Raw genomic sequence first — 20,630 nt, forward strand, 5'->3', positions numbered from 1 at the left:
GTTGATCAAAACAAAAAAGCCGCCAGCCAGGTCTTCGCGTCCGGGTGACCGGGAGCGCGCTTTAACCTGAGCGGCAGCTTTGCCTGTGGCGCCCGCCATTGGACGCCTGTTCCGTGACCCGCGAAGGGCCTGTCTATTTCAAAGCAGGAACCGTGCCAGTTTTGAGAGAGGTGAAAAAGGCCAATGAAATCAGCAGCCCGCGCTGATCGCCGGCGCATCGAACCCTATGGCCGGAAGGCCAAAGATTGTTCATTAGGGCAATCGCGCGCACAATTTTTGTGCAATGCACAAGGATGGCGCGGAAATGATCAGGCCTAAATCTCGGCAGATTTCTGGCCGGTAATGTACGCATCGATCTCGTCAGGATCGAAGATCTGACCGTCGAAGAAACCGTCCGGACCGAGCACAAGGCCGGCGCCTGTCGCGCCGACCGCGGTGGCAATTTGGAGCGCACCCTCGACTTTCGAATTGGCGCCTGGAAGTGCGACGCCAAGCGGCTTCAGTGCCGAACGGTAGAGGTCGGGACGGTAGCAGTCGCGAGCGATGGCAAGGCTTTCAGGCGTGTACGCCACGTGCCCCCAGCGCACCATCTGCGTGTAGAACCACAGCGCATGGCTCTTCCACGGAAAGTTCGCCGCCTTATCGAAGGGGAGGAAGAAGTCGTCGATGGTCCGCTCCGCACCGCCGCCCAGTTGGAGATGGCCGGTCAGGATCGGCATCTGCACGGTCGGCGGCAGGCCGAGGAAGCCGGCCTGCGCCATCACCCCGGCCAGTTCGCCATGGTTGGCCGGATCCTGGCACCAGCGCGCCGAGTGATGCAGCGCGCGCAGCAGCGCCGCCAAGGCCTCGGGGTTTTCGTCTGCCCAAGCCTTGCGCACGCCGATCACCTTCTCCGGGCTGTTGCGCCATATCCGCGCCTTGACGGTGACGATGTGGCCGGTGCCGGCGGCCACCGCAGCGCTGTTCCAGGGTTCGCCGACGCAGTAGCCGTCGATGCGGCCGGCGGCCAGCGCATCGGCCATGAAGGGCGGCGGCACGATGACGATCTCAATCTCTTGGCTCGGATCGATGCCGCAGGCGGCGAGCCAATAGCGCAATTCGTAATTGTGCCCGGAATGCGGATGCACCACGGCAAAGCGCAGCGGATCGCTACCGGCCGCAGCGCGCTCGCGAATGAGCGCGCCAAGTGCGGCACCGGCGCGCGCCGGGTCTAGGTCGGCCTCGGCGCCGTGTGCCGCCATACCGGCCCAAACGGCATTGGAGATGGTGACGCAATTGCCGCCGAGGCCGAGCGAGAACGGCACGATGGTTTCCGAGGCCAGCGGCGTCAGCCCGAGATTGCAGGCGAGCGGCATCGGTCCCAGCATATGCGCGAGATGGAAGTGGCCGATGGCGATGCGGTCGCGGATGTTGGCCCAGGATGTCTCGCGGTGCAGCTTCAGATCGATGCCTTCTTGCGCGGCGAAGCCAAGCTCGCCGGCCGCGACCAGCACGGCGCTGTCGAAAAGCGGCATGAAGCCGGCGGTGATCTGGTGCTCGGCAGTCATGCTCATTCGTCCTCCGCCGGTCCCAGCAGCCCCGCGGCAGTCACCAGGCTTTGGGCGATGTCGCCGATCTTGCGGTTCTGGTTCATCGCCGTCTTGCGCAGCAGCGTGTAGGCCGCCTCTTCGGAGAGGCCGCGCGATTTCATCAGGATGCCCTTGGCACGGTCGATCACCTTGCGGCTCTCGAGCTCGCCGCGAACCTCTTCCAGTTCGCGTGCCATGCGCGAAAAGGCGTTGAAGCGACTGACCGCCATGTCGAGGATCGGCTTGACGCGCTCTTGCCGCAGACCGTCGACGACATAGGCCGAAACGCCGGCATCGACCGCCGCCTCGATCGAGGCCTGGTCGGAGCGGTCGACGAACATGGCGATCGGCCGTTTTACGGCACGCGACAGCTGGAACATGTTTTCCAGCATGTCGCGATTCGGGTTTTCGAGATCGATGACGATGACATCGGGCTCGATCTCGGCGATCCGCCGCGCAATGCCGGTCACATCATGGATGACAGTGACCCGCTCATGGCCGGCCTCGCGCAACCCCGCCTCGATGATCGCGGCGCGGATGCGGTTTTCATCGATCACCAGGACGGCGAGTGCGGTTCGAACCATGCCTGCATTGTGACCAAGCGAAGGAATTGTGCAATGCGGTATGGTTGAACAATCCGATATTCGCTGACCGCGCCGCAGGCGCCCTATTCCGCGGCCAACGCCGTGACCTCGCGGCGGAAGGGCAGTGCGTCGCCGATGTCGGCTTCATCCAGCTCGCGCGCGAAGCGGTGGCCGGCATAGGTTGCCCAGGCGATCGGACCCGGCGCCTCGGCGTCGCCGATGATTTTGATCGAGCGGATTCCGCTGTCGGCCCATTCGTCCCGCCGCGCCTTCAATTCCTGCCAGACACTATCGTCCTGGTGGCGTGACGTGACCAGCACCACGGCGTCCGCGGCGATGTCAAATTGGCTGCCCGTATAGGCGCACGCCGTGGCAACACCGCCCGGCACGATGCGCGTCACAGTCCGGTTCAGCACGATCTCGACGCCGAGTTCGGCCAGCCGGCGATGGACGGCGCCCTGCTCCAGCGTGTTGCGGGTCCAGTCGGATACATAGGCCGACGGCGTCACCAGCGTCACCTTCGCGCCCTGGCGCGCCATCAGCTCGGCCAGAACGCCACCCATGTAGTAGTGGTCGTCGTCGAACAGCACGACACTGCCGGTCGGCACAGTGCCGGCCATCAGATCGTCCGGCGTGTAGACCGGCATGGCCGGGTCGATCGGCATCGGCACGACATGCGCGCGCGCCACGCCGTCTCGGCGCCATGTCGAGCCGGTGGCAAGCGCAATGTTCTGAAAGCCGAAGTCCAGTATCTCCTGCGCCGACAATCGGCTTTCGAAATAGACGTCGACATTGGACATCTGGCTGATCTGGTACTGGCGGTAGTCGCGCACGCGTCCCCATGCCGAGAGACCAGGCAAGCGGCACTCGCGCGCCACGCGGCCGCCAAGTTCGGTGCCGGCCTCGGCGATGGCCACCTGATAGCCGCGCAGGCCGAGCGCACGCGCCGCCTCCAGCCCGGCCGGGCCGGCGCCGACGATCAGCACGCTGTCGCTATCGCCCTTGGCCTGCATGCGTTCGGGATGCCAGCCCTTGCGCCATTCCTCCATGAAGGTCGGGTTCTGCGTGCAGCGCGAGATCGACATGGTCATGTCGCCGGTGATGCAGATGTTGCAGCCGATGCATTCGCGAATGTCCTCGATGCGCCCCTCCTCCACCTTCTTCGGCAGGAAGGGATCGGCAATCGATGGGCGCGCGCAGCCGATGAAATCCAGCGTGCCGGACTTGATCATCTTCACCATCACATCCGGCGAGGTGAAGCGACCGACGCCTACGACCGGCTTCGAGGTCAGTTTCTTGATGCCGGACACCAGGCTCTCCTGCGCGCCCTCCTCCTTGAACCGCGACGGCCCGGAGCAGTCCTCCCAGGCGCCATGCGCCAGGTCCCAGAGGTCGGGCAGATCGGCATGCATCTCGATCATGTCGCGCACTTCGGAATTGGCAAAGCCGAGCTCACCGATCATCTCGTCCAGCGACAGCCGCAGCGTCAGGCCGCACGTGTCGCCGATAGCGTCCCTGCCCTCTTCGATCAGCTCACGCATCAGCCGCGAGCGGTTCTCCAGCGAGCCGCCATATTCGTCGCTGCGCTGGTTGGTGGCCGTGGACAGGAAGTGCTGGATGATGCCGAAGCCATGCGCGCCGTAGAGGCACACCAAATCGAAGCCCGCGAGCCTCGCCCGTTTGAAGGCATTGCGGTGCCAGCGGCGCAGGTCGCGAATATCCTGCTTGTCCATGGCGCGCGCCTGCACCGGATCGTTGGTGAAGGTGCGGATCGGCAGGGCCGACGGCCCGCGCGGCACTTCCTTGGTGTAGAGGTTCGGCCCGTTGATGCCTGAGTAGGCCAGCTGGATGCCGGCCAGCGCGCCATGCTGGTGCATGGCCTTGGCCATCTTCGCCAGCGCCGGAATATCGGCATCGTCCCACAGCCTGAGCTCGATGAAGGGCGTGATCTCCGATGTGTGGTGCATCTCGGTTTGCTCGGTGAAGATGACGCCCCAGCCGCCTTCCGACTTGATGCGGCGCATCTCGGCCGCGGCCGAAGGGTCGCGATAGCCGCCGCCATTGCAATGCGGCACCTGATAGAAGCGGTTCTTGGCGGTCACCGGACCGATCTTCACGGGCTCGAACAAAATATCATAGCGCGGATCGCGCATGGAACGTGCCTTCCTGCCAGCGTCGCCCTGCAGCACGCCCGATCATGGTTTCGAGGCGTGACGCAAGCCGGCCAGCCCAGTGGGTTGATGCCGTGAGACCATTCATAAGTTGCGGCAAGCGCCGGAAAACAACAGATTTCTTCTGTGCCGGTTAGGCCGCGCCTAATCGCACACATCCGGATTAGCATCCGCTGAATCCCGACTGAGCCAAATGCGACTTCAAGGCCCCGGCCACGCGATGCTAGAAGTACCGACGGCCAATGAGACACAAGACGCATGGACAGCATCCAGATCCTTGAAAAGCTGCTCGCATTCCCGACGGTGAGCCGCGACTCGAACCTCGCCCTCGTCGGCTACGTGGCGGACCTGCTAGACGCGCACGGCACTGCCAGCCAGATCATCCACAGCGAGGACGGCCACAAGGCCAACCTCTTTGCCACCATCGGACCGACTGATGCTTCCGGCATCATGCTGTCCGGTCACACCGACGTCGTTCCCGTCGACGGCCAGGCCTGGACGCTGCCGCCCTTCGAGATGACGAACCGTGACGGCAAGCTTTACGGACGCGGCGCGGCCGACATGAAGGGTTTTGTGGCCTGCGCGCTCGCCGCGTGCCTCAAGGCCGCGAAAATGACGCTGAAGACGCCTCTGCATTTGGCACTCTCCTACGACGAGGAGATCGGCTGCATCGGTGTGCGCAGCCTGGTCGACATGCTGCAAGCGGCCCCGCATCGGCCGCTGCTATGCATTGTCGGCGAGCCGACCGATATGCAGGTGGCGACGGGGCACAAGGGCAAGCTTGCCGCACGCGCGCTTTGCAAGGGGCGCGAAGGCCATTCGGCGCTGGCCCCGCTGGCGCTCAACGCCATCCATCTCGGCTGCGACTTCGTCGCCGCCTTGCGCCGCGAACAGGACCGGCTGGTGCGCGATGGCGCCCGCGACGGCGACTACGACATATCATACACGACCGTCCATGTCGGCAAGATCAACGCCGGCGTGGCGCTGAACATCGTGCCGAACCTTTGCCAGGTCGACTTCGAGATCCGCAATGTCGCGGCCGACGACCCGCACGAGATTCTCGACCGCCTGCGCAAGGAGGCTGCTCATATTGCTTCCGAAGCCTCGACTATCGCGCCCGAGGCAGCAATCGACATCGACATCACCAACACCTATCCCGGCCTGGACACGCCAGCCAGTTCGCAAGCCGTCGCCTTCGTCAAATCGCTGACCGGCGTCAACAATACCATCAAGATGGCCTTCGGCACGGAAGGCGGCCTGTTCAGCCGCGATCTCGGCACGCCGACGGTCGTGTGCGGACCGGGGTCGATGGCGCAAGGGCACAAGCCGGACGAATTCGTCAGCGTCGAGCAGATGCGCCGCTGCGACGACATGCTGGAAAAATTGCTTAAGCGGCTTGCCGACCAGCAACTGCCGTAACCGGGCGCTACTTCTGCGGAAGCCCTGCCTGGCCGACGGCCCGCTCGGCGCCGAACACACCTTGCTCGACGACAAAATGCCGGCAGTGGTCGATGAACGCCTGGGCGGATTGCGTACGATGTTCGGAATTGGGCAAGGCGACGCCCATGGTCAGCGGCCGGAGGTCACCGTCCAACGGCACGAAGACCAGCGGCTTGCCGTCCGGCGCCAGCGTGTTGAGCGGCCGCATGTTGGCGATGCCGTAGCCGAAGCCGTTGGCCACCATGGAGCGCATGACCGCAATGTCGCCGGTGCGCTCGGCAATGTTGGGCCGGATCCCTCGCTGGTGGAATGCCGACAGGAAATATTCGCGGCTGTACGGCAGGTCGAGCAGCACCATCGGCTCGTCGGCCAGTTCCTCCGTCGTGATCGATGCCTTGGTCGCGAAACGATGGCCCGCCGGCAGCATGACATAGGCCGGCACCAGCATCAGCGGCTCGAAGGTCATGTCCTGCGACAGTTCGAGATCGTAGGTCAGGGCGAGGTCGATTTCACCGCGCTGCAGCATCTCAAGCAATTGCCCCTGATTGCGCTCGAACTGGCGCACGCGCACATCGGGATAAGCGCGCTCGAACCGCATGCGCAGCGCCGGCAGCACGATCTGCGCAAAGGTCAGCAGGCATCCCACCGCCAGCGGGCCGCGCACCTTCTCGGCAAAATCGCCGGCGACGTCATGCAAGGCATCGGCATCGTTGAGCAGCCGGGCGGCTTCCTTGAGGAAGATGCGGCCACCGGCGGTGAGCGAGAGGCCGTGCGAATGCTTGCGGACAAAAAGCTGGACACCGAACTCGGTTTCCAGCTGCGCGATCGAGGCCGAAATCGATGGCGGCGACACATTGACCTGCTCGGCCGCCTTGGCGATGGAGCCGGCTTCGCCCACGGCAACGAAATATTCCAGCTGTCTGAGCGTGAAGCGTAGCGGCATGGCTGGCTATGTTGCCGGTTTGAGGGCTTCGATCAAGCCTAATGCATGTCGCGCAAAAGTGGCCCCGGTTTTGCGCAAACGACATGCATGGAGCAAAGGCCTAAAGCGCATCGCTTGAATCCGTTCGATCGCGATGCGCTTTAGGCGCCCATCAGTATTTGATCCATGTCGTTTTCAGCGCGGTGTACTTGTCGAGCGCATGCAGCGACAGGTCGCGGCCGAAGCCGGATTGCTTGAAACCACCGAACGGCGTCATCGGGCTCAGAGCGTCGACCGTGTTGACGGAAACCGTGCCGGCCTGCAGCCGCCCGGCGATGCGGTGCGCGCGCGACAGGCTGTCGGTCCACAGCGATGCGGCGAGCCCGTAGGGGCTGTCATTAGCGATGCGGATCGCGTCGGCCTCGTCATCGAAGGCAATGACCGAAAGCACCGGCCCGAAGATCTCGTCGCGGGCAATCGGATCGGCAGGCGCGACATCGTCGAAAATGGTGGGCTGGACAAAGCTGCCGCGCCCATTGACCGTGACCAGGTCGCCGCCCGCGACCAGGCGCGCGGTCTTTTTACCGGCCTCGACGAAGCGCATGACATTGGCGGCGTGGCGACTATCGACCATCGCGCCCATTTTCGAAGTCGGATCGAGCGGATCGCCGGGCTGCGTGGCCGCCGCACGCTGCACCAGTTTCTCCACCAGGGCATCCTTGATGCCGCGCTGGACGAGCAGGCGTGAATTGGCGGAACAGACCTCGCCCTGGTTGAAGAAGATGCCGAAGGCCGCCATATCGGCCACCACATCGAGATCCCCGCAGTCGGCAAAGACGAGGTTGGGGCACTTGCCGCCGGTCTCCAGCCAGACCTGCTTCATGTTCGACTGCCCGGAATATTGCAGGAACATCTTGCCCACCGCGGTCGAACCGGTGAAGGCGAGGCAATCCACATCCATATGGCGGCCAAGCGCCTGGCCGGCGGTTTCGCCAAGGCCGGGCACGACATTGAGCACGCCGGCAGGCAGGCCCGCCTCCATCGCCAGCTCCGCCAGGAGCAGGGCCGACAGAGGCGACTGCTCGGCGGGTTTCAGCACCACCGAATTGCCCGCCGCCAGCGCCGGCGCGCACTTCCAGGTCGCCATGTCGAGCGGGAAGTTCCACGGCACCACCGCGCCGACCACGCCAAGCGGCTCGCGCCGCACCAGCACCAGATCGCCTTCGCCGGTCGGCGCCACCTCGCCATAGATCTTGTCGATGGCCTCGCCATACCATTGGAAGATCGCCGCCGAACCGGGGACGTCGACCGAGGCCGCATCCCTGACCAGTTTGCCCATGTCCAGCGATTCAAGCAGGGCCAGTTCATGCAGGTTGTCGCGCAGCAGCTGCGCCAGCCGCAGCAACACCTCCTTGCGGTGCGCCGGGCTGGTGCGCGACCAGACGCCGGCGTTGAAGCTGCGCCTAGCGGCGGCAACCGCCAGATCGATGTCTTCCTCGCCGCAGGACGCCACTTCGGCCAGCACCTCGCCCGTTGCCGGATTGACGCTGGCAAAGGTCCGGCCCGAACGCGCCGCGACCGTCTTGCCGTCGATGAACGCCTTGTCACGAAAACGGATCGCGGACGCCTTGCCGATCCAGTCCTTGTGGCTGAGTTCACTCATCGCAGGTGACCCCTGTCTTGACTATTCGTCGCCCGGCACGCCGTAGCTCGGCGCATCGGATGGGTTGATCGCGCGGGTCACATAGGCATCGAGCTGTGGCTTGTAGAGTTGCCACAGCGCCGCCAGTTGCTCGATAGGACAATCGTCGGTCCAGTCGCAGCGCAGGTCGGCGACCGGCCACGCCACCTCACGCACCAGCTTCATGCCGGCGGAATGGACAGGGCCAGCCTCGCCGCCGGCTGTCAGCGCCGCGCGCATAGTCGCGATGAGGCGGTCGCCGAGATGCCCCTCCGACGCCAGGAAGGCCTCGACCATCGCTTGCGGCACGCCATCATGGGCCAGCATGTTGCCGCCGCAGGCGACATTTTCCGCACGCGCCTCCGCCCAGATGCCAAGAGCTTTGGGACCCGAATGGATCGCGGTCGCTCCAGCGGCGTCGACAGCCAGCACCTGCCGGTATTCGGGATAAGCACCGGTGCGCTTCAATATGGCAATCGCCTCCGCCGCGGACGCGCCGCGCGCCAGCAATTCGAGACCGCGCAGTCCAAGCGTAGGATCGGTGACGTTCTGGCTGGCAATGGCCCCGGCGCCCGCCTGCGCATAGGCGCAGCGCGCCGCAACAGCAGGCGACGAGGAGGACACCGCGACCCCGAACATGCCGGTGCGGCCGCACCGCGCGACAATGGAAAAGGTCATCGCAATCAGTCCGGAATGACGGCGGTGCCGTCGATCTCGACCAGCCAGTCCGGCCGCGCCAGGGCCTGCACGACAAGGCCGGTCGAGACGGGATGCACGCCTTTGATATACGCGCCCATGGTACGGTAGACCGCCTCACGATGGCGCACATCGGTGATGTAGACCACCACCTTGACCAGGTGCTCCATGGTGCCGCCGCACTCCTCGATCAGCTGGCGGATGTTCTGCATGACCTTGTGTGTCTGCTCGACCGGATCATGGCTGTCGATGTTCTTGGCCGTGTCGAGGTCCTGCGGACATTGGCCGCGCAGATAGACGGTCCTGCCGCCCCGCGTAACGACCGCCTGGCACAGATCATTGTCGAGCTTCTGCTCGGGATAAGTGTCCTTGGTGTTGAACTTTCGAATTCTTGTATGCGCCATCTTGGTCTCCGTCGGATCAGGCTCGAGGTCGGGGCATCCCGTTTGAGGTGCCGTGTCTATGCCACCTTGGTCTGGCGCTTCGCGGACGCATGGTAGGCCAGGTATTTGCGCTGCGTGGAAATATGGTCGGCCACATGCTGCGCGTCGTGCCAGACGCCCCAGATGAAGCTCGACCCCCTGCGCGATTGCCAAGGCAGTCCGAGGAAATAGATGCCGGGCTCGGTCGACACACCGCGCTGGTGCTTCGGCTTGCCCCTTTCGTCGAACACATCGACCTTCAGCCAGTTGTAGTCGACGGTGAATCCCGTCGCCCAGATGATCGAACCTATCCCGGCTTCCGACAGGTTCAGCTCGAGAATGGGATCGGTCATGCATCGCGGGTCCGGGCCGATCTTGCGGGCCTCGGGCTCTGGGGGAAGGTCGAGGCCGTTGCGGGCGACATAGGCATCTGCCTCGTCCAGAACCGACATGTAATTCGCATCGCCGCGCGCGATATTCTTGGCCAGATCGGGTGCGAAGGTCATCACACCGTGCCTGTAGGATTCGGTCCGGCCAACCAGCGTCATCCCTTGCGCGGCAAGGCGCCGGAAGTCGATCGTCTGGCCGCCACGCGCGCCGCTGACCGCGATGGTGACATGTTCGGTGCCGGGCGCAGGCGCCTGCGCGTCCCACTTGCCCAAAACCCCCAGCCACCAGCAGAAGTCACGTTCGCGATAGGCCCGCGGCGGCCGATCGTGCGGCCCGACCGAGAGATAAACCCGCCGTCCCGCACGCTGGAGTTCGTCGGCGATCTGCACCCCCGAAGACCCGGAGCCGACCACCAGCACCGCGCCTTTGGGTAGTTGGCCGGGATTGCGATAGGCGCTGGAATGTATCTGCATAGGTCCGGCGTCCCCGGGAATGACGGCCGGGATGACCGGATGCTGGAAAGCGCCGGTGGCGGCAACCACGCTCCTGGCTTCGATCACGCCATCCGAGGTTTCGATCCGGAAGCCGGGACGGCCGACAAGCCTTTCCACTTTCCTGACCTCCACGCCGCAGCGGATGGGGGCAGCGATCATGTCGGCGTAAGCGACAAAATAGTCGGCGACCTTCTCCTTGCCGATAAAGGCATCCGGACCGGCATTGGGAAATTCCATGCCGGGAAAACGGTCATGCCAGGCGGGACCATTGGCAACCAGCGAGTCCCATCTTTCGCTACGCCAGCGTTCGGCGATGCGGTCCCGCTCTAGGACGAGATGGGGCACGCCGCACTTGCTCAGATGCTCGCTCATCGCCAGCCCCGCCTGGCCGCCGCCAACAACAAGCGTGTCTACTGTTTCGACTGGCATTCAGCGGCCCTTTCTGGCTCTCCCCGAGAGTTTCTGCGCATGCGGCGGAGGTCTGATCGTTGGTTTACTGGAGGGACCGGGCAGCGAAAATTACGATTTCATGTGGCAGTGGTTAGCTTGTTCCTAAATGCTGAATTGGCCGCGCGCAGACGGCTACGCCAGTATTGCCATAGCCGCCTTTTCGCCAATCATCATGGATGGCGCATTGGTGTTGCCACCGATCAATGTCGGCATGACGGAGGCATCAGCGACGCGCAGATTGTCGAAACCGCGCACCTTGAGACTGGCGGGATCAACCACCGCCATGGCGTCGTTGCCCATCCTGGCCGTGCCAACCGGATGATAGACGGTAAGAGCCTCGGCACGCAGATAGGCGAGAATCTCGTCATCGGTGTTCACGTCGGGCCCAGGCAGGATTTCCGGTCCGCGGATGCCGCCAAAAACCGGCGAAGCCAGGATCGAACGCGCGACCTTTATGCCCTCGACGAGGGTCAGGGCATCCTGTTCGTCACTGAAGAAGCGATGGTCTATGAGCATATTGCGGCGGGTGCCGTCGCGTTGAAGCGTGATTTCGCCGACGCTCCCGGGTCTCAACACACAGGTGTGCACGGCATAGCCGTGGCCATATTCGACGAGCCGACCGCGATGGCTGCGATAGCCCGGCACGAAGTGGAACTGAATGTCGGGTATGCTCCCGGCATACTTCGTCCTGGCAAAGCCGCCGGCTTCGACATAGTTGGTCGTCAGCATGCCTTTGCGCCGGGCGAAATACTGGAACGGCGCCGCCAGCATCGCCGGAAGATTGGCAAGTGAAAGGCCGAGCGTCTTGCGGCTGTTCGATCGCACCGTGATCATGCCATCGACATGGTCGCGCAAGTTCTTACCGACGCCTGGCAGGTTCGCGACCGGTTTAATCCCCGCTGCTTTCAGCTCCCCGGCCGGGCCGACGCCGGAAGCAAGCAGAATGCGCGGCGATCCGATCGCACCCGCGCTGAGGACGACCTCCGCTCGGCACCCCAACCGTTGGGTTGCGCCTTCCCTGATCACGTTGACGCCGGTGACGCGCTCACGCTCAATCGCCAGATCAAGAACCTCGACGCCTGACAATATCCGTAGATTCGAGCGGCCGAGAATCGGCCGGACAAAGGCGCTGTAGGCCGAGAAGCGCTCGCCTCTGTTCTGGGTGACGTTGTAGATGCCGAGGCCGAGTTGGCCACCGGCATTGAAGTCGCGGTTCTCGGGCAGGCCTACGCCTCTGCCCGCCTCAACCCACAGGCTGGATACCACGTTGGGATCGCGCGGATTGTCGACCAGCAATTCGCCGTCGAATCCATGATAGGCGGGGCTCTGCAACAGGCAGTTCCGCTCCAATTTCTTGAAGACCGGCAGGACATCGGCATAGGACCACCCGGCGCAGCCAAGCGCTGCCCATTCATCGTAGTCCTGCGCGGCGCCACGAATATAGACCATCGAGTTGATCGAACTCGACCCGCCAAGAACCTTGCCGCGGTTGACCGGTATGCGGCGGTTGTTGAGCAGCGGCTGCGGCACGCCCTTGTAGCCGTAGTCGAAGTTCGGATTGCCGTAGAGCGAGAGAATGCCGGCCGGCACGCGCACCCTGGTGCGGTCGTCGCTGCCGCCCGCCTCGATCAGGCAGACACGAACTGCCGGGTCTGCGCTCAGCCTGTTTGCCAAGACACAGCCGGCCGAGCCCGCGCCAATGACGATATAGTCAAATTCCGCCGCCTCGATGCTCATGCCTTGCCCGTTTCGTCATCCACACCGAAGACTGCCGATGTCTGTTTCATGCATGTCGTCTGCCCAAAACCGAGGTCACTTTTGAGCGACATGCATTAGTGCTCGTCGTCTTCGTCGTTCTTCAGGAGCTCGAGGATCTCCCGCTTCATGGCGATGAAGTTCGGCTCCATGACCAGATCCATGCTGCGTGGACGCGGGAGGCCTACGCGGATTTCCTTCTTGATCTGACCGGGCCGGCCGGACATGACGAGCACCCTGTCCGCCAGCAGGATCGCTTCGTCGATGTCATGGGTAACGAATAGGACCGTCTTCTTGGAATGATCCCAGATCCTCAGCAAAAGCTTCTGCATGCTGTGACGGGTTTGGCTGTCGAGCGCTCCAAAAGGCTCATCCATCAGCAGCACGTCCGGATCATTGGCGAGCGCGCGCGCAATCGCAACGCGCTGCTTCATGCCGCCCGACAGCTGAGACGGGTAATGGTTGGCGAACTTTGCCAGACCGACCTCGTGGAGAAAATGCTCGACAATGACCCTGCGCTCGGCCGGCGCAATGCCCTTCCGCTTCGGGCCATATTCGACGTTCTGCGCCACCGTAAGCCAGGGAAACAGCGTATATGCCTGAAACACCATGCCGCGATCCGGGCCCGGCTCGGTAACAGGCTTGCCGCCGACTACGATCATGCCGCCGGTCCGCTCCTCAAGACCGGCGACGAGATAAAGCAGGCTCGACTTGCCGCAGCCGGATGGGCCGACGATCACACAGAATTCGTTGGGCACGACGTGAAAGGAAATGCCATCCAGCGCCAGCACCGCATTGTCACCCTTGCCGTAGCGCAGGACCACATTGTCGATGCCTATGTCGGAACTCTTTGGTTTCGTCGTAAGATTCAGGGCGTCCATGTGTGCGTGTTCCTCAATTGGCCCAGGGAGCGACGAGGCGGCGGATGCCCCGGAACAATTGGTCGGTGCAAAGACCAAGGATGCCGATCATGGCGATGGCCATGAAGATCACGTCGACCTGAAAGCCGCGCATGGCTTTGAGCGAGATGTAGCCAAGTCCGCTGCGGGCGGCGACGAGTTCGGCCACGACGAGATAGGTCCAGGCCCAGCCCATGGTGACGCGCAGCACATCCAGCACGCTCGGAAGCGTGGCCGGAAAGACGATGTGGAAGACCGTGTCGCCTCGTTTCGTGCCGAGCGTATAGGCTGCGTTGACAAGGTCGCGCTGGACGCTGCGAGCGCTGTCGGCGATCATGACGAGCTGCTGGAAGAAGACGCCGAAGACGATGACGGCAACGCGCTGCTCGATGCCGATGCCGATCCACAGGATGAAAAGCGGCACGAAGGACGTCACCGGCAGATAGCGTATGAAATTGACCAACGGTTCGAGAACGGCCTGGACGATGCGATAGGTGCCCATCGTCAATCCAAGCGGCACCGCAACGATGCTCGAAAGGACGAAGCCGATCAACACCACCTGGACGCTGGCGAAAACATGCTCCCACAACGACCCGTCAAGCGCCATGCTGATGGTGGTGGACAACACGGATTCGGGGCGAGGCAGGAACATTTCCTTGACCGCTCCGGAATAGGTCAGCGCGAACCAGCCGCCGATGACGGCGATCCAGACCATGAAGCCGAGCGTAATGGAGAGAGAGCGCGGCACAGCCCGAAACGGTGTGGCGATGACTTTCAGGACGGATCGACCGGCCTGACCTTCTTCAACTCTCGCGGTCACGCCATTGCTGACCAGAGAGCTCGTGTTCGGTGCTAGTGTCACGGGATACCCTTTTGGGCCGCTTGGACCGGAGGCGCGAGGTCCGCCTCCGGTTCAGCCAAATCACTTTGCAAGGTCAAATTACTTCGCAGGCCAAGCTACTTTCCAAGGCCAAGCTACTTCCAAGGCCAAGCTACTTCCCAAGGAAGGATGTATCGACGAGGTCGTCATACTTGACGTCCATTTTGAGCTTGCCGAAGCCGCCCCAGATATCGCCGCCCAGCTTGATCAGCTTGCCGGCTTCGCCAGTCTCGCTACCGGCGAAGAATTCGGCATTGCGCTGCTTACCGTAGAAGTTCACGCCAGCGGCCGAGGAAGCGAAGTCCTTCGGATCCTTCAGCCAGCCGCCGACGCCTTTGGCCATCACCTCATACGCCTTCTCAGGATTCTCCTTGATGAACTCGTTGGCCTTGTAGAGGCCCTTCACCAGCGCCTCGACATCTCCGGGGTTCTTCGTGATGTAGTCGCAGTTGAGCGCCACCACATCGACGATCAAGCCGGGTGTCTTGGAGGAGTCGATCAGCACCTGTCCCTTGTTTTCCTTCTTGGCCAGCGTCAGATGCGGTTCCCAGGTGACGGCAACGGGAATGCGGTCGGCCATGAAGGCGGCAGCGGCATCGTCTGCCGTCATGTTGGTGATCTTCACATCGGCCTGGGTGAGACCGGCCTGCTTGAGCAGGATATTGAACCAGAACTGCGACACTGAACCCTCGTTCAGCGCTACGTCCATGCCTTTGAGGTCGGCGATGCTCTTGACCCCGCTGGGCGCGAGCACGCCATCGCCGCCATGGCTGTCATCCAGCGCATAGACCGACTTGAAGCAAACATCCTTCGAACGATACTTCATGATCTCGTCGACGGTCGAGGCGCTGCCGTCGAGCTCGCCGGCGGCAACAGCCGCCATATACAGCGATGCTTCCTCGATGATTTCAAGCGAGACATCGAGCCCACCTTCCTTGAAGTAGCCCATGTCACGGGCAAGGAAGAGCGGTCCGTACCCCACCCAGGTCGTCATGCCCAGTTTCAAGCTGCCAGCTTCGGCGTGGAGGCTCACCGATATGGCGCTGAGCGCAATGCCGGCCACCAGCGCGGCCCGGCGAAACTTCGAGATTATTGTCGTCATCACGTTCCCCTGTTTTTCTGAAGTCGGGCGTTATCCCGGCCCGAACGAAACCCGCTCCGGAGGCATCGCCGAAGCCTGTCGCCTGACATTCTTTTCTTGTTTTCTTTCAGCCGATGGCGGAGCAAAGCACGTTGGGTGCGCTGCACAAATTATGATTTTCAGTAGTTCGGCTTAGGCTGGACCTAACCAGACTGCGTTGCGTCTGCGCCATCGCGATTTCGCCATCAGCAAGCTGCACCATTTCTTCCTGGCCGGGGCTGAGAGAGGGGGAACTGGAGCCGAGCTATTGTGGGCTACGGCCTAACGAACGGGTTGCAGTTCGGCGATTTCGACATTCTGGCAGATCCGTCCGGACGGCTGATCCGTCTTTTCGGAATCGAGTCACCTGGCCTGACAAGTGCGCTGGCGCTGTCGGATTGGGTTGTCCAATTTGTCGGAAAGACGAACTTCTTCTTGCTTTAGCCCTTGACCGCCCCAGCGGTCATGGATCCCGATATCTGCCGATACATCACAAGACCCAGCAGTGCCGGCGGCAAGGCGCCCAGCATCATGACGGCGGAAGCGGTTCCCCATTTTACGCCACCGCCGCTCGCGGCGAAGAAGAAGGATGCGCCGACCGTCATCGGCACGGCACGACTGGTTGTCAGCATGAGGCCGAAGAGGAATTCGTTCCAGGCGGTGATGAAGCCGAAGATGAAGGTTGTGACGAGCGCCGGTCGGATGACGGGCCGGATGATCATCATCATCACCTGCAAGGAATTTGCGCCATCGACTTTCGCCGCCTCGTCGAGTTCGACTGGTACATCTGAAATCGCGTTCACCAGGATGACGAGTGCAAGCGGCGCGTTGACGATGGTCAGGATGAGCCCGAGCCCGATCCGCGTATCGAGCAGGCCCAGCCACTGGTACATCATGTAAAGCGGGATCGCGAAGATGATCAGCGGCACGGCGCGAAGATTGATGACGATCGGCAGGACCAAGCGCTTTCCCGCCTCGCTGCGCGCGATCGCATAGGCAGCCGGGAACGCGAGCACGATTGCAAGGCCGGTTCCGATCAGCGCCGCCACGGTGCTGTTCAGCAGATAGGCATAGATGTTGAAGCGGCTGGTCTGCGTCAGGACCTCCAGATAGTTGTCGAGCGTCGGCTGGCTGATCCACAAACCGGGGTTCGTCGAAAGCTCGCGCTGGCTTTTGAGCGATGTGATCAGCGTCACGATAATGGGGAAATTCATCGCCAGCACGGCGATGGCAAAAACGATCCAGCGCAGTGCCCCGGCCATCGTCAACGCTTCCTGCGGCCGGCAAGCCGGTTAAGGCAGTGGAGAACGATGAACGACGCCATGAACAGGACAACCGAGGCGGCGACCGCCTTGCCAATAGCCCCTTCCTTGAAGAAGGCTTGGTAGATGTAGATCGACAAGGACGTCGTTGAACCTCCTGCACCACTGCCGGTCAATGCATAGACATTGTCGAACACCCGGAAACCGTCGATGAAACGGATGAAAAACGCGATGACCAGCGTCGGCTTCATCAATGGCAGGTCGATCCACCGGACGATCTCAAACGGTGATGCGCCATCGAGCGAGGAGGCTTCGCGCACGTCGAGCGGTACGGCCGAATAGGCCATGTAGAAGAGCAGGAAGGCGAAAGGCGTCCATTGCAGCGTCTCCACGACGACAAGGGTGCGGAAGGCATTGTTGATGTCGAGGAAGGCCGGGCTGTCACCGAACCATTCGAAGAGATAGTAGGGGACGGGGCCCGCAAATTCATGCAGCACCAGCCGGTACATGAGACCGACCATGGCCGGCGCGACCATCAGCGGCAGCATCAACGGCGCCATCAGGACTGGTCGCTTGCTCAGAAGCGGTGCCAGGAAGATGGCAAGGAAAAGACCGATCAGACATTCCGCTGATGCGGTAAGAATACCGAAGCGCAGAGAGAACCAGGCCGAGCTCCAGAATTCGCGGTCGTTCAACACCGCGACATAGTTGCTGAAACCGCTCAACACCGGACTGCGCAGCGTCTCGAATGTGACGGTCGAAATGGAATAGATCAGATTGACGATCGCCGGAAAGCCGAGGAACAGCAGCAGGAAGCCGACCAGCGGCGTCAGATACATCCTGCCTTCGGCACGTGTCACAAGGGCCATGTCGATCCGCCAAACGTGCCGGACACCGAGCTCGACCCGGCGTCCGGCAAATGGTTCATTTCTTGAGAAGGTCCTGCATGCCCGCCTTGGTGTGGGCGAGCGCATCCTCGAGGCTCTGCTGGCCGGACCAGTAGCCGGTAAACTCCTTTGCCTGCAGCTCATAGACCGGGAGCGCACTCGCAGACGTCGCTCCGGTCATGACATAGCCGTACTTGCTGGCGAATTCGCCGAGCTTGACGAGATCGGGACGTTCCTTCGCAACCTTGGCGACGACATCGGGAGACAATGCCGGCGAACCGCCGCTGCGCGCATAGAGCAAGGCCGCATCCTCGGTGGCGAGCCACTTCAGGAACTTGACGGCGCCTTCCTTGTTCTTGGCGTTCTTGTTGAGGCCCAAACCAAGGCCGTGGATATGATCGGCGCGTCCGTCGGGACCTGCCGGCGGCGCGACGATCCCGGTCACCTCGGCGACCGCCGGAGATTTTTCGGTGCTGGTCAGATCCGCCGCCGCGGCATTCCACTGCAGTGCCGTCGCGGCCTGACCGGATGCGAAGGCCGCGTTGGTTTCCGCATATTCGTAGCTCAGCGAATCCTTGGGCGATGACCCGGCATCATAGAGTTTCTTGTAGAGCTCGAGGCCGGTCTTGTAGGCATCCGAATCCACCGTGACATTGCCGTCCTTGTCCATCCAGTCGCCGCCGTAGGAGCGCGGCAGCGACTGGAAGACCATCATGTTGAACAGCAGGTTCTTCATCTGCAGGACCGTGCCGTAGCGCACCGGGCTGTCCGGGTTCACCTGCTTGGTGAAATAGAGGGCGGTGGCCGCCCAGTCGTCCCAGGTCCAGCTGTCCGGGTCCTTCGGCTGCAGCGGCTTGCCGAGATATTTCTGGGCGATTTCACCATAGGTCTTCTTGGCGGCGTCATCCCTGTTCAAGGCGTCGACCAGATCCTTGCGGTAGTACATGAAGTGCAGCGAAAGGTCTGTCGGCACGCCGTATTGCTTGCCGTCGAACTGCATCGTCTTGAGAACGGATTCGCCGAAAACCTTGGCCGCATCCGCGCCAAGATCGACCGGCTCCATATAGGGCGCGTAGCGACCGAGCGAGTAGGTGGCGACGAGGTTCACGTCGAAGGCGTTGGATCCGGCCGCCATGTCGGCCTGCAGCTTGTCGTAAAAGCCTTCGCGGTTGAAGAACAGCAGCTCCACCTTGTCGGCATCGCTTGCCTGCTTGTTGTAGGTTTCCACGGTTGCCCGCAGTGCGGTTTCCTCGGACCCGCCAGGCCAGCCGAGCACGGTCACGGTTGCGTTGGCAAAGGTCGGCAAAGCTGTCCCCGCGAGGAGGGTGGCCATAAGCGCAAAAGACGTCCTGCTCAATTTCATGATCGTTCCCTTCTTTTTTGATGATTTTTGCATGGCATGACCGGCGGCGCCGCTACCTTGCCCATTCGGCAAGATCGGCAACACCGATGACGCCGGCGTGGCCCGCGAGCTTCGCCGCAACGAGATTGGAGGAAAGGCGCGGTGGAACCTCGCCCAGAAGCGCGCGCACCCGGTCGAGATAGCCATCGGCAAGACCGATGCTGCCGCCGATGACGATCGATTTCGGATCGAACATCATCTGAATGTCCCGGCACAGCGTCGCGACCCGCGAGGCGCTCCGCGAGACGATGGCGTCGGCCCAGGCCTCGCCCTTCAGCGCACGCCCGAACACATCGGCGGCATCGGCCTTGAAGCCGGCCTTGAGGGCCTGCGAAGCGATCCAGCGGCCGGAGGTGCTGTCTTCGAGTGGGGCATGGTCTGCAGACAAACCACGGATCAGACCGAAGTGACCGGCAAGACCGGACAGCAATCGGCCGTTGCAAACGATGCCGCCGCCAATTCCGGTCGAGATGGTCAGAAAGACGATGTCGCGACCTTGCCCGGCGCCGAATTTGTATTCGCCCCAGGCGGCTGCCTGGGCATCGTTGAACGCACAGACGGGCTTGCCGAAAACAGCGGATGCCCTTTCGACCAGCGGGTAGCCGTCGGGAATGCCAAGCGTCGCCGGATTCAACGCCGACCAGCGTCCATCGTGCACCAGCCCCGTCACCGCAATACCGATACGACTGAAGCGGCTTGACCAGGCTGACGTGCTTTGCGCAAGGGATGCCAGCCAGGCGTCGGGTCCAGCCTCTCGCGCCGTCGGCACGATCATGTCCTCGATCACCTTGCCGCCGCTGACCAGCGCGGCCATGGTCTTGGTTCCGCCGATGTCGATGCCCAGCACGGTTGGGCCAAGCACGGTTTGCGTGCCTCTTGCCGCATAGGCCTCGGAAATCGCCTGGTGGAACCACGAGGTGACGTGCTCGGTACGGGTGATCGCCGATCCGACAACCACGGCACAGGCGCCGGCGCGCGCGGCGGCGGCCGCCTGCTCCGGCGACCGGATACGCCCTTCGGCGATGACGTAGGGGGTCAGGGTTCGCATTTGAGCGATGAGGGCAATGTCCGGATCCTCCGGCTCCGGCCCGCCGACATAGCCGGAAAGCGTCGTGCCGACGAAATCGACACCCGCGGCAAGGGCCCGGCGCGCATCGTCAAGGCAAGAGCAATCGGCCATGGTCAGCTTGTTCCTGGACTTGACGGCTTTCACAAGCGCTTCGACAGGAACGGGACGGACACGGTCCGTCGCATCGAAAGCGATGATATCGGCGCCCGCCTCGGCCAGCGCCTCGACATCGGCCAGATAGGGCGTGATGCGCACGGGGCTGTCGGTCAGATCGCGCTTGACGATACCGATGATCGGCTCGCGGACGGCCAGGCGGGCGGCCGCGACATAGGGCACGGATTCGATGCGCAGGGCCTTGGCTCCGGCTTCAAGAGCGGCCCTGGCAAAGCCCGTCACGAATTGCGCACTGTCCATCGGGCCGCCGGGAACCGGCTGGCAGGACACGATGAGACTGTTGGCGATGTCTTCCCGCTGCACGTCGGCACTCCCCTGTCGCCATCACGATAAATGGAAAATACCAGATTACAACCAGTTCATA

17 protein-coding genes are annotated in these 20,630 nt (G+C 62.7%); 1 reads left to right on the forward strand and 16 read right to left on the reverse strand.

Annotation, left to right across the window (positions count from 1 at the left end):
• Positions 1 to 314: 314 nt before the first annotated feature.
• From AC0L2D_RS04890 to AC0L2D_RS04900, 3 genes are all read right to left on the reverse strand, one after another.
• Positions 315 to 1,547 carry a CmpA/NrtA family ABC transporter substrate-binding protein gene (locus AC0L2D_RS04890; protein WP_473540582.1) on the reverse strand — a complete coding sequence of 411 codons (1,233 nt, stop codon included), beginning with the start codon at positions 1,545 to 1,547 and terminating at the stop codon, positions 315 to 317.
• A 2-nt stretch (positions 1,548 to 1,549) separates the two neighbouring features.
• Positions 1,550 to 2,152, reverse strand: coding sequence for an ANTAR domain-containing response regulator (locus AC0L2D_RS04895; RefSeq protein WP_013530455.1), 603 nt, complete (start codon positions 2,150 to 2,152; stop codon positions 1,550 to 1,552).
• Positions 2,153 to 2,235: 83 nt separating this feature from the next.
• Positions 2,236 to 4,305 (reverse strand): oxidoreductase, encoded by a 2,070-nt coding sequence (locus AC0L2D_RS04900; RefSeq protein WP_473540489.1) that lies wholly within the window; start codon positions 4,303 to 4,305, stop codon positions 2,236 to 2,238.
• A 276-nt stretch (positions 4,306 to 4,581) separates the two neighbouring features.
• Here AC0L2D_RS04900 and argE point away from each other — a divergent pair, with 276 nt between their 5' ends.
• Positions 4,582 to 5,742: an acetylornithine deacetylase gene (gene argE / locus AC0L2D_RS04905; protein WP_473540490.1), complete on the forward strand. Its 1,161-nt coding sequence runs from the start codon at positions 4,582 to 4,584 to the stop codon at positions 5,740 to 5,742.
• A 7-nt stretch (positions 5,743 to 5,749) separates the two neighbouring features.
• Here argE and AC0L2D_RS04910 read toward each other — a convergent pair whose 3' ends face one another.
• From AC0L2D_RS04910 to AC0L2D_RS04970, 13 genes are all read right to left on the reverse strand, one after another.
• Entirely contained in the window at positions 5,750 to 6,706 is a 957-nt protein-coding gene (locus tag AC0L2D_RS04910) for a LysR family transcriptional regulator (protein ID WP_473540491.1), read from the reverse strand.
• Positions 6,707 to 6,857: 151 nt separating this feature from the next.
• Positions 6,858 to 8,348: an aldehyde dehydrogenase gene (locus tag AC0L2D_RS04915; protein WP_473540492.1), complete on the reverse strand. Its 1,491-nt coding sequence runs from the start codon at positions 8,346 to 8,348 to the stop codon at positions 6,858 to 6,860.
• Between the two features lie 21 nt (positions 8,349 to 8,369).
• Positions 8,370 to 9,044 (reverse strand): DUF1028 domain-containing protein, encoded by a 675-nt coding sequence (locus tag AC0L2D_RS04920; protein WP_064992548.1) that lies wholly within the window; start codon positions 9,042 to 9,044, stop codon positions 8,370 to 8,372.
• A gap of 5 nt (positions 9,045 to 9,049) precedes the next feature.
• On the reverse strand, positions 9,050 to 9,466 hold the full coding sequence (locus AC0L2D_RS04925; protein WP_337121563.1) for a RidA family protein: 417 nt from the start codon (positions 9,464 to 9,466) through the stop codon (positions 9,050 to 9,052).
• A gap of 56 nt (positions 9,467 to 9,522) precedes the next feature.
• Complete coding sequence (locus AC0L2D_RS04930; protein ID WP_473540493.1) at positions 9,523 to 10,797, reverse strand: flavin-containing monooxygenase; 1,275 nt, start codon at positions 10,795 to 10,797, stop codon at positions 9,523 to 9,525.
• A 153-nt stretch (positions 10,798 to 10,950) separates the two neighbouring features.
• Entirely contained in the window at positions 10,951 to 12,555 is a 1,605-nt protein-coding gene (locus AC0L2D_RS04935; protein ID WP_024503973.1) for a GMC family oxidoreductase, read from the reverse strand.
• 95 nt (positions 12,556 to 12,650) lie between these two features.
• On the reverse strand, positions 12,651 to 13,454 hold the full coding sequence (locus tag AC0L2D_RS04940; protein WP_013530446.1) for an ABC transporter ATP-binding protein: 804 nt from the start codon (positions 13,452 to 13,454) through the stop codon (positions 12,651 to 12,653).
• A 13-nt stretch (positions 13,455 to 13,467) separates the two neighbouring features.
• A complete protein-coding gene (locus tag AC0L2D_RS04945; RefSeq protein ID WP_245322057.1) occupies positions 13,468 to 14,292 on the reverse strand; it encodes an ABC transporter permease in 825 nt (274 codons plus the stop codon).
• A gap of 172 nt (positions 14,293 to 14,464) precedes the next feature.
• Positions 14,465 to 15,454: an ABC transporter substrate-binding protein gene (locus AC0L2D_RS04950; RefSeq protein ID WP_473540494.1), complete on the reverse strand. Its 990-nt coding sequence runs from the start codon at positions 15,452 to 15,454 to the stop codon at positions 14,465 to 14,467.
• Between the two features lie 458 nt (positions 15,455 to 15,912).
• Complete coding sequence (locus tag AC0L2D_RS04955; protein ID WP_473540495.1) at positions 15,913 to 16,734, reverse strand: carbohydrate ABC transporter permease; 822 nt, start codon at positions 16,732 to 16,734, stop codon at positions 15,913 to 15,915.
• Between the two features lie 2 nt (positions 16,735 to 16,736).
• Positions 16,737 to 17,603, reverse strand: a complete 867-nt coding sequence (locus tag AC0L2D_RS04960; RefSeq protein WP_473540496.1) for a carbohydrate ABC transporter permease — start codon at positions 17,601 to 17,603, stop codon at positions 16,737 to 16,739.
• Between the two features lie 55 nt (positions 17,604 to 17,658).
• Positions 17,659 to 18,954, reverse strand: coding sequence for an ABC transporter substrate-binding protein (locus tag AC0L2D_RS04965; RefSeq protein WP_245267541.1), 1,296 nt, complete (start codon positions 18,952 to 18,954; stop codon positions 17,659 to 17,661).
• 82 nt (positions 18,955 to 19,036) lie between these two features.
• The gene (locus tag AC0L2D_RS04970; RefSeq protein WP_473540497.1) at positions 19,037 to 20,569 is read right to left on the reverse strand and encodes a putative N-acetylmannosamine-6-phosphate 2-epimerase; all 1,533 of its coding nucleotides are present in this window, start codon (positions 20,567 to 20,569) and stop codon (positions 19,037 to 19,039) included.
• Between the last annotated feature and the right edge of the window lie 61 nt (positions 20,570 to 20,630).

The organism is Mesorhizobium sp. WSM4833 (assembly GCF_055811095.1).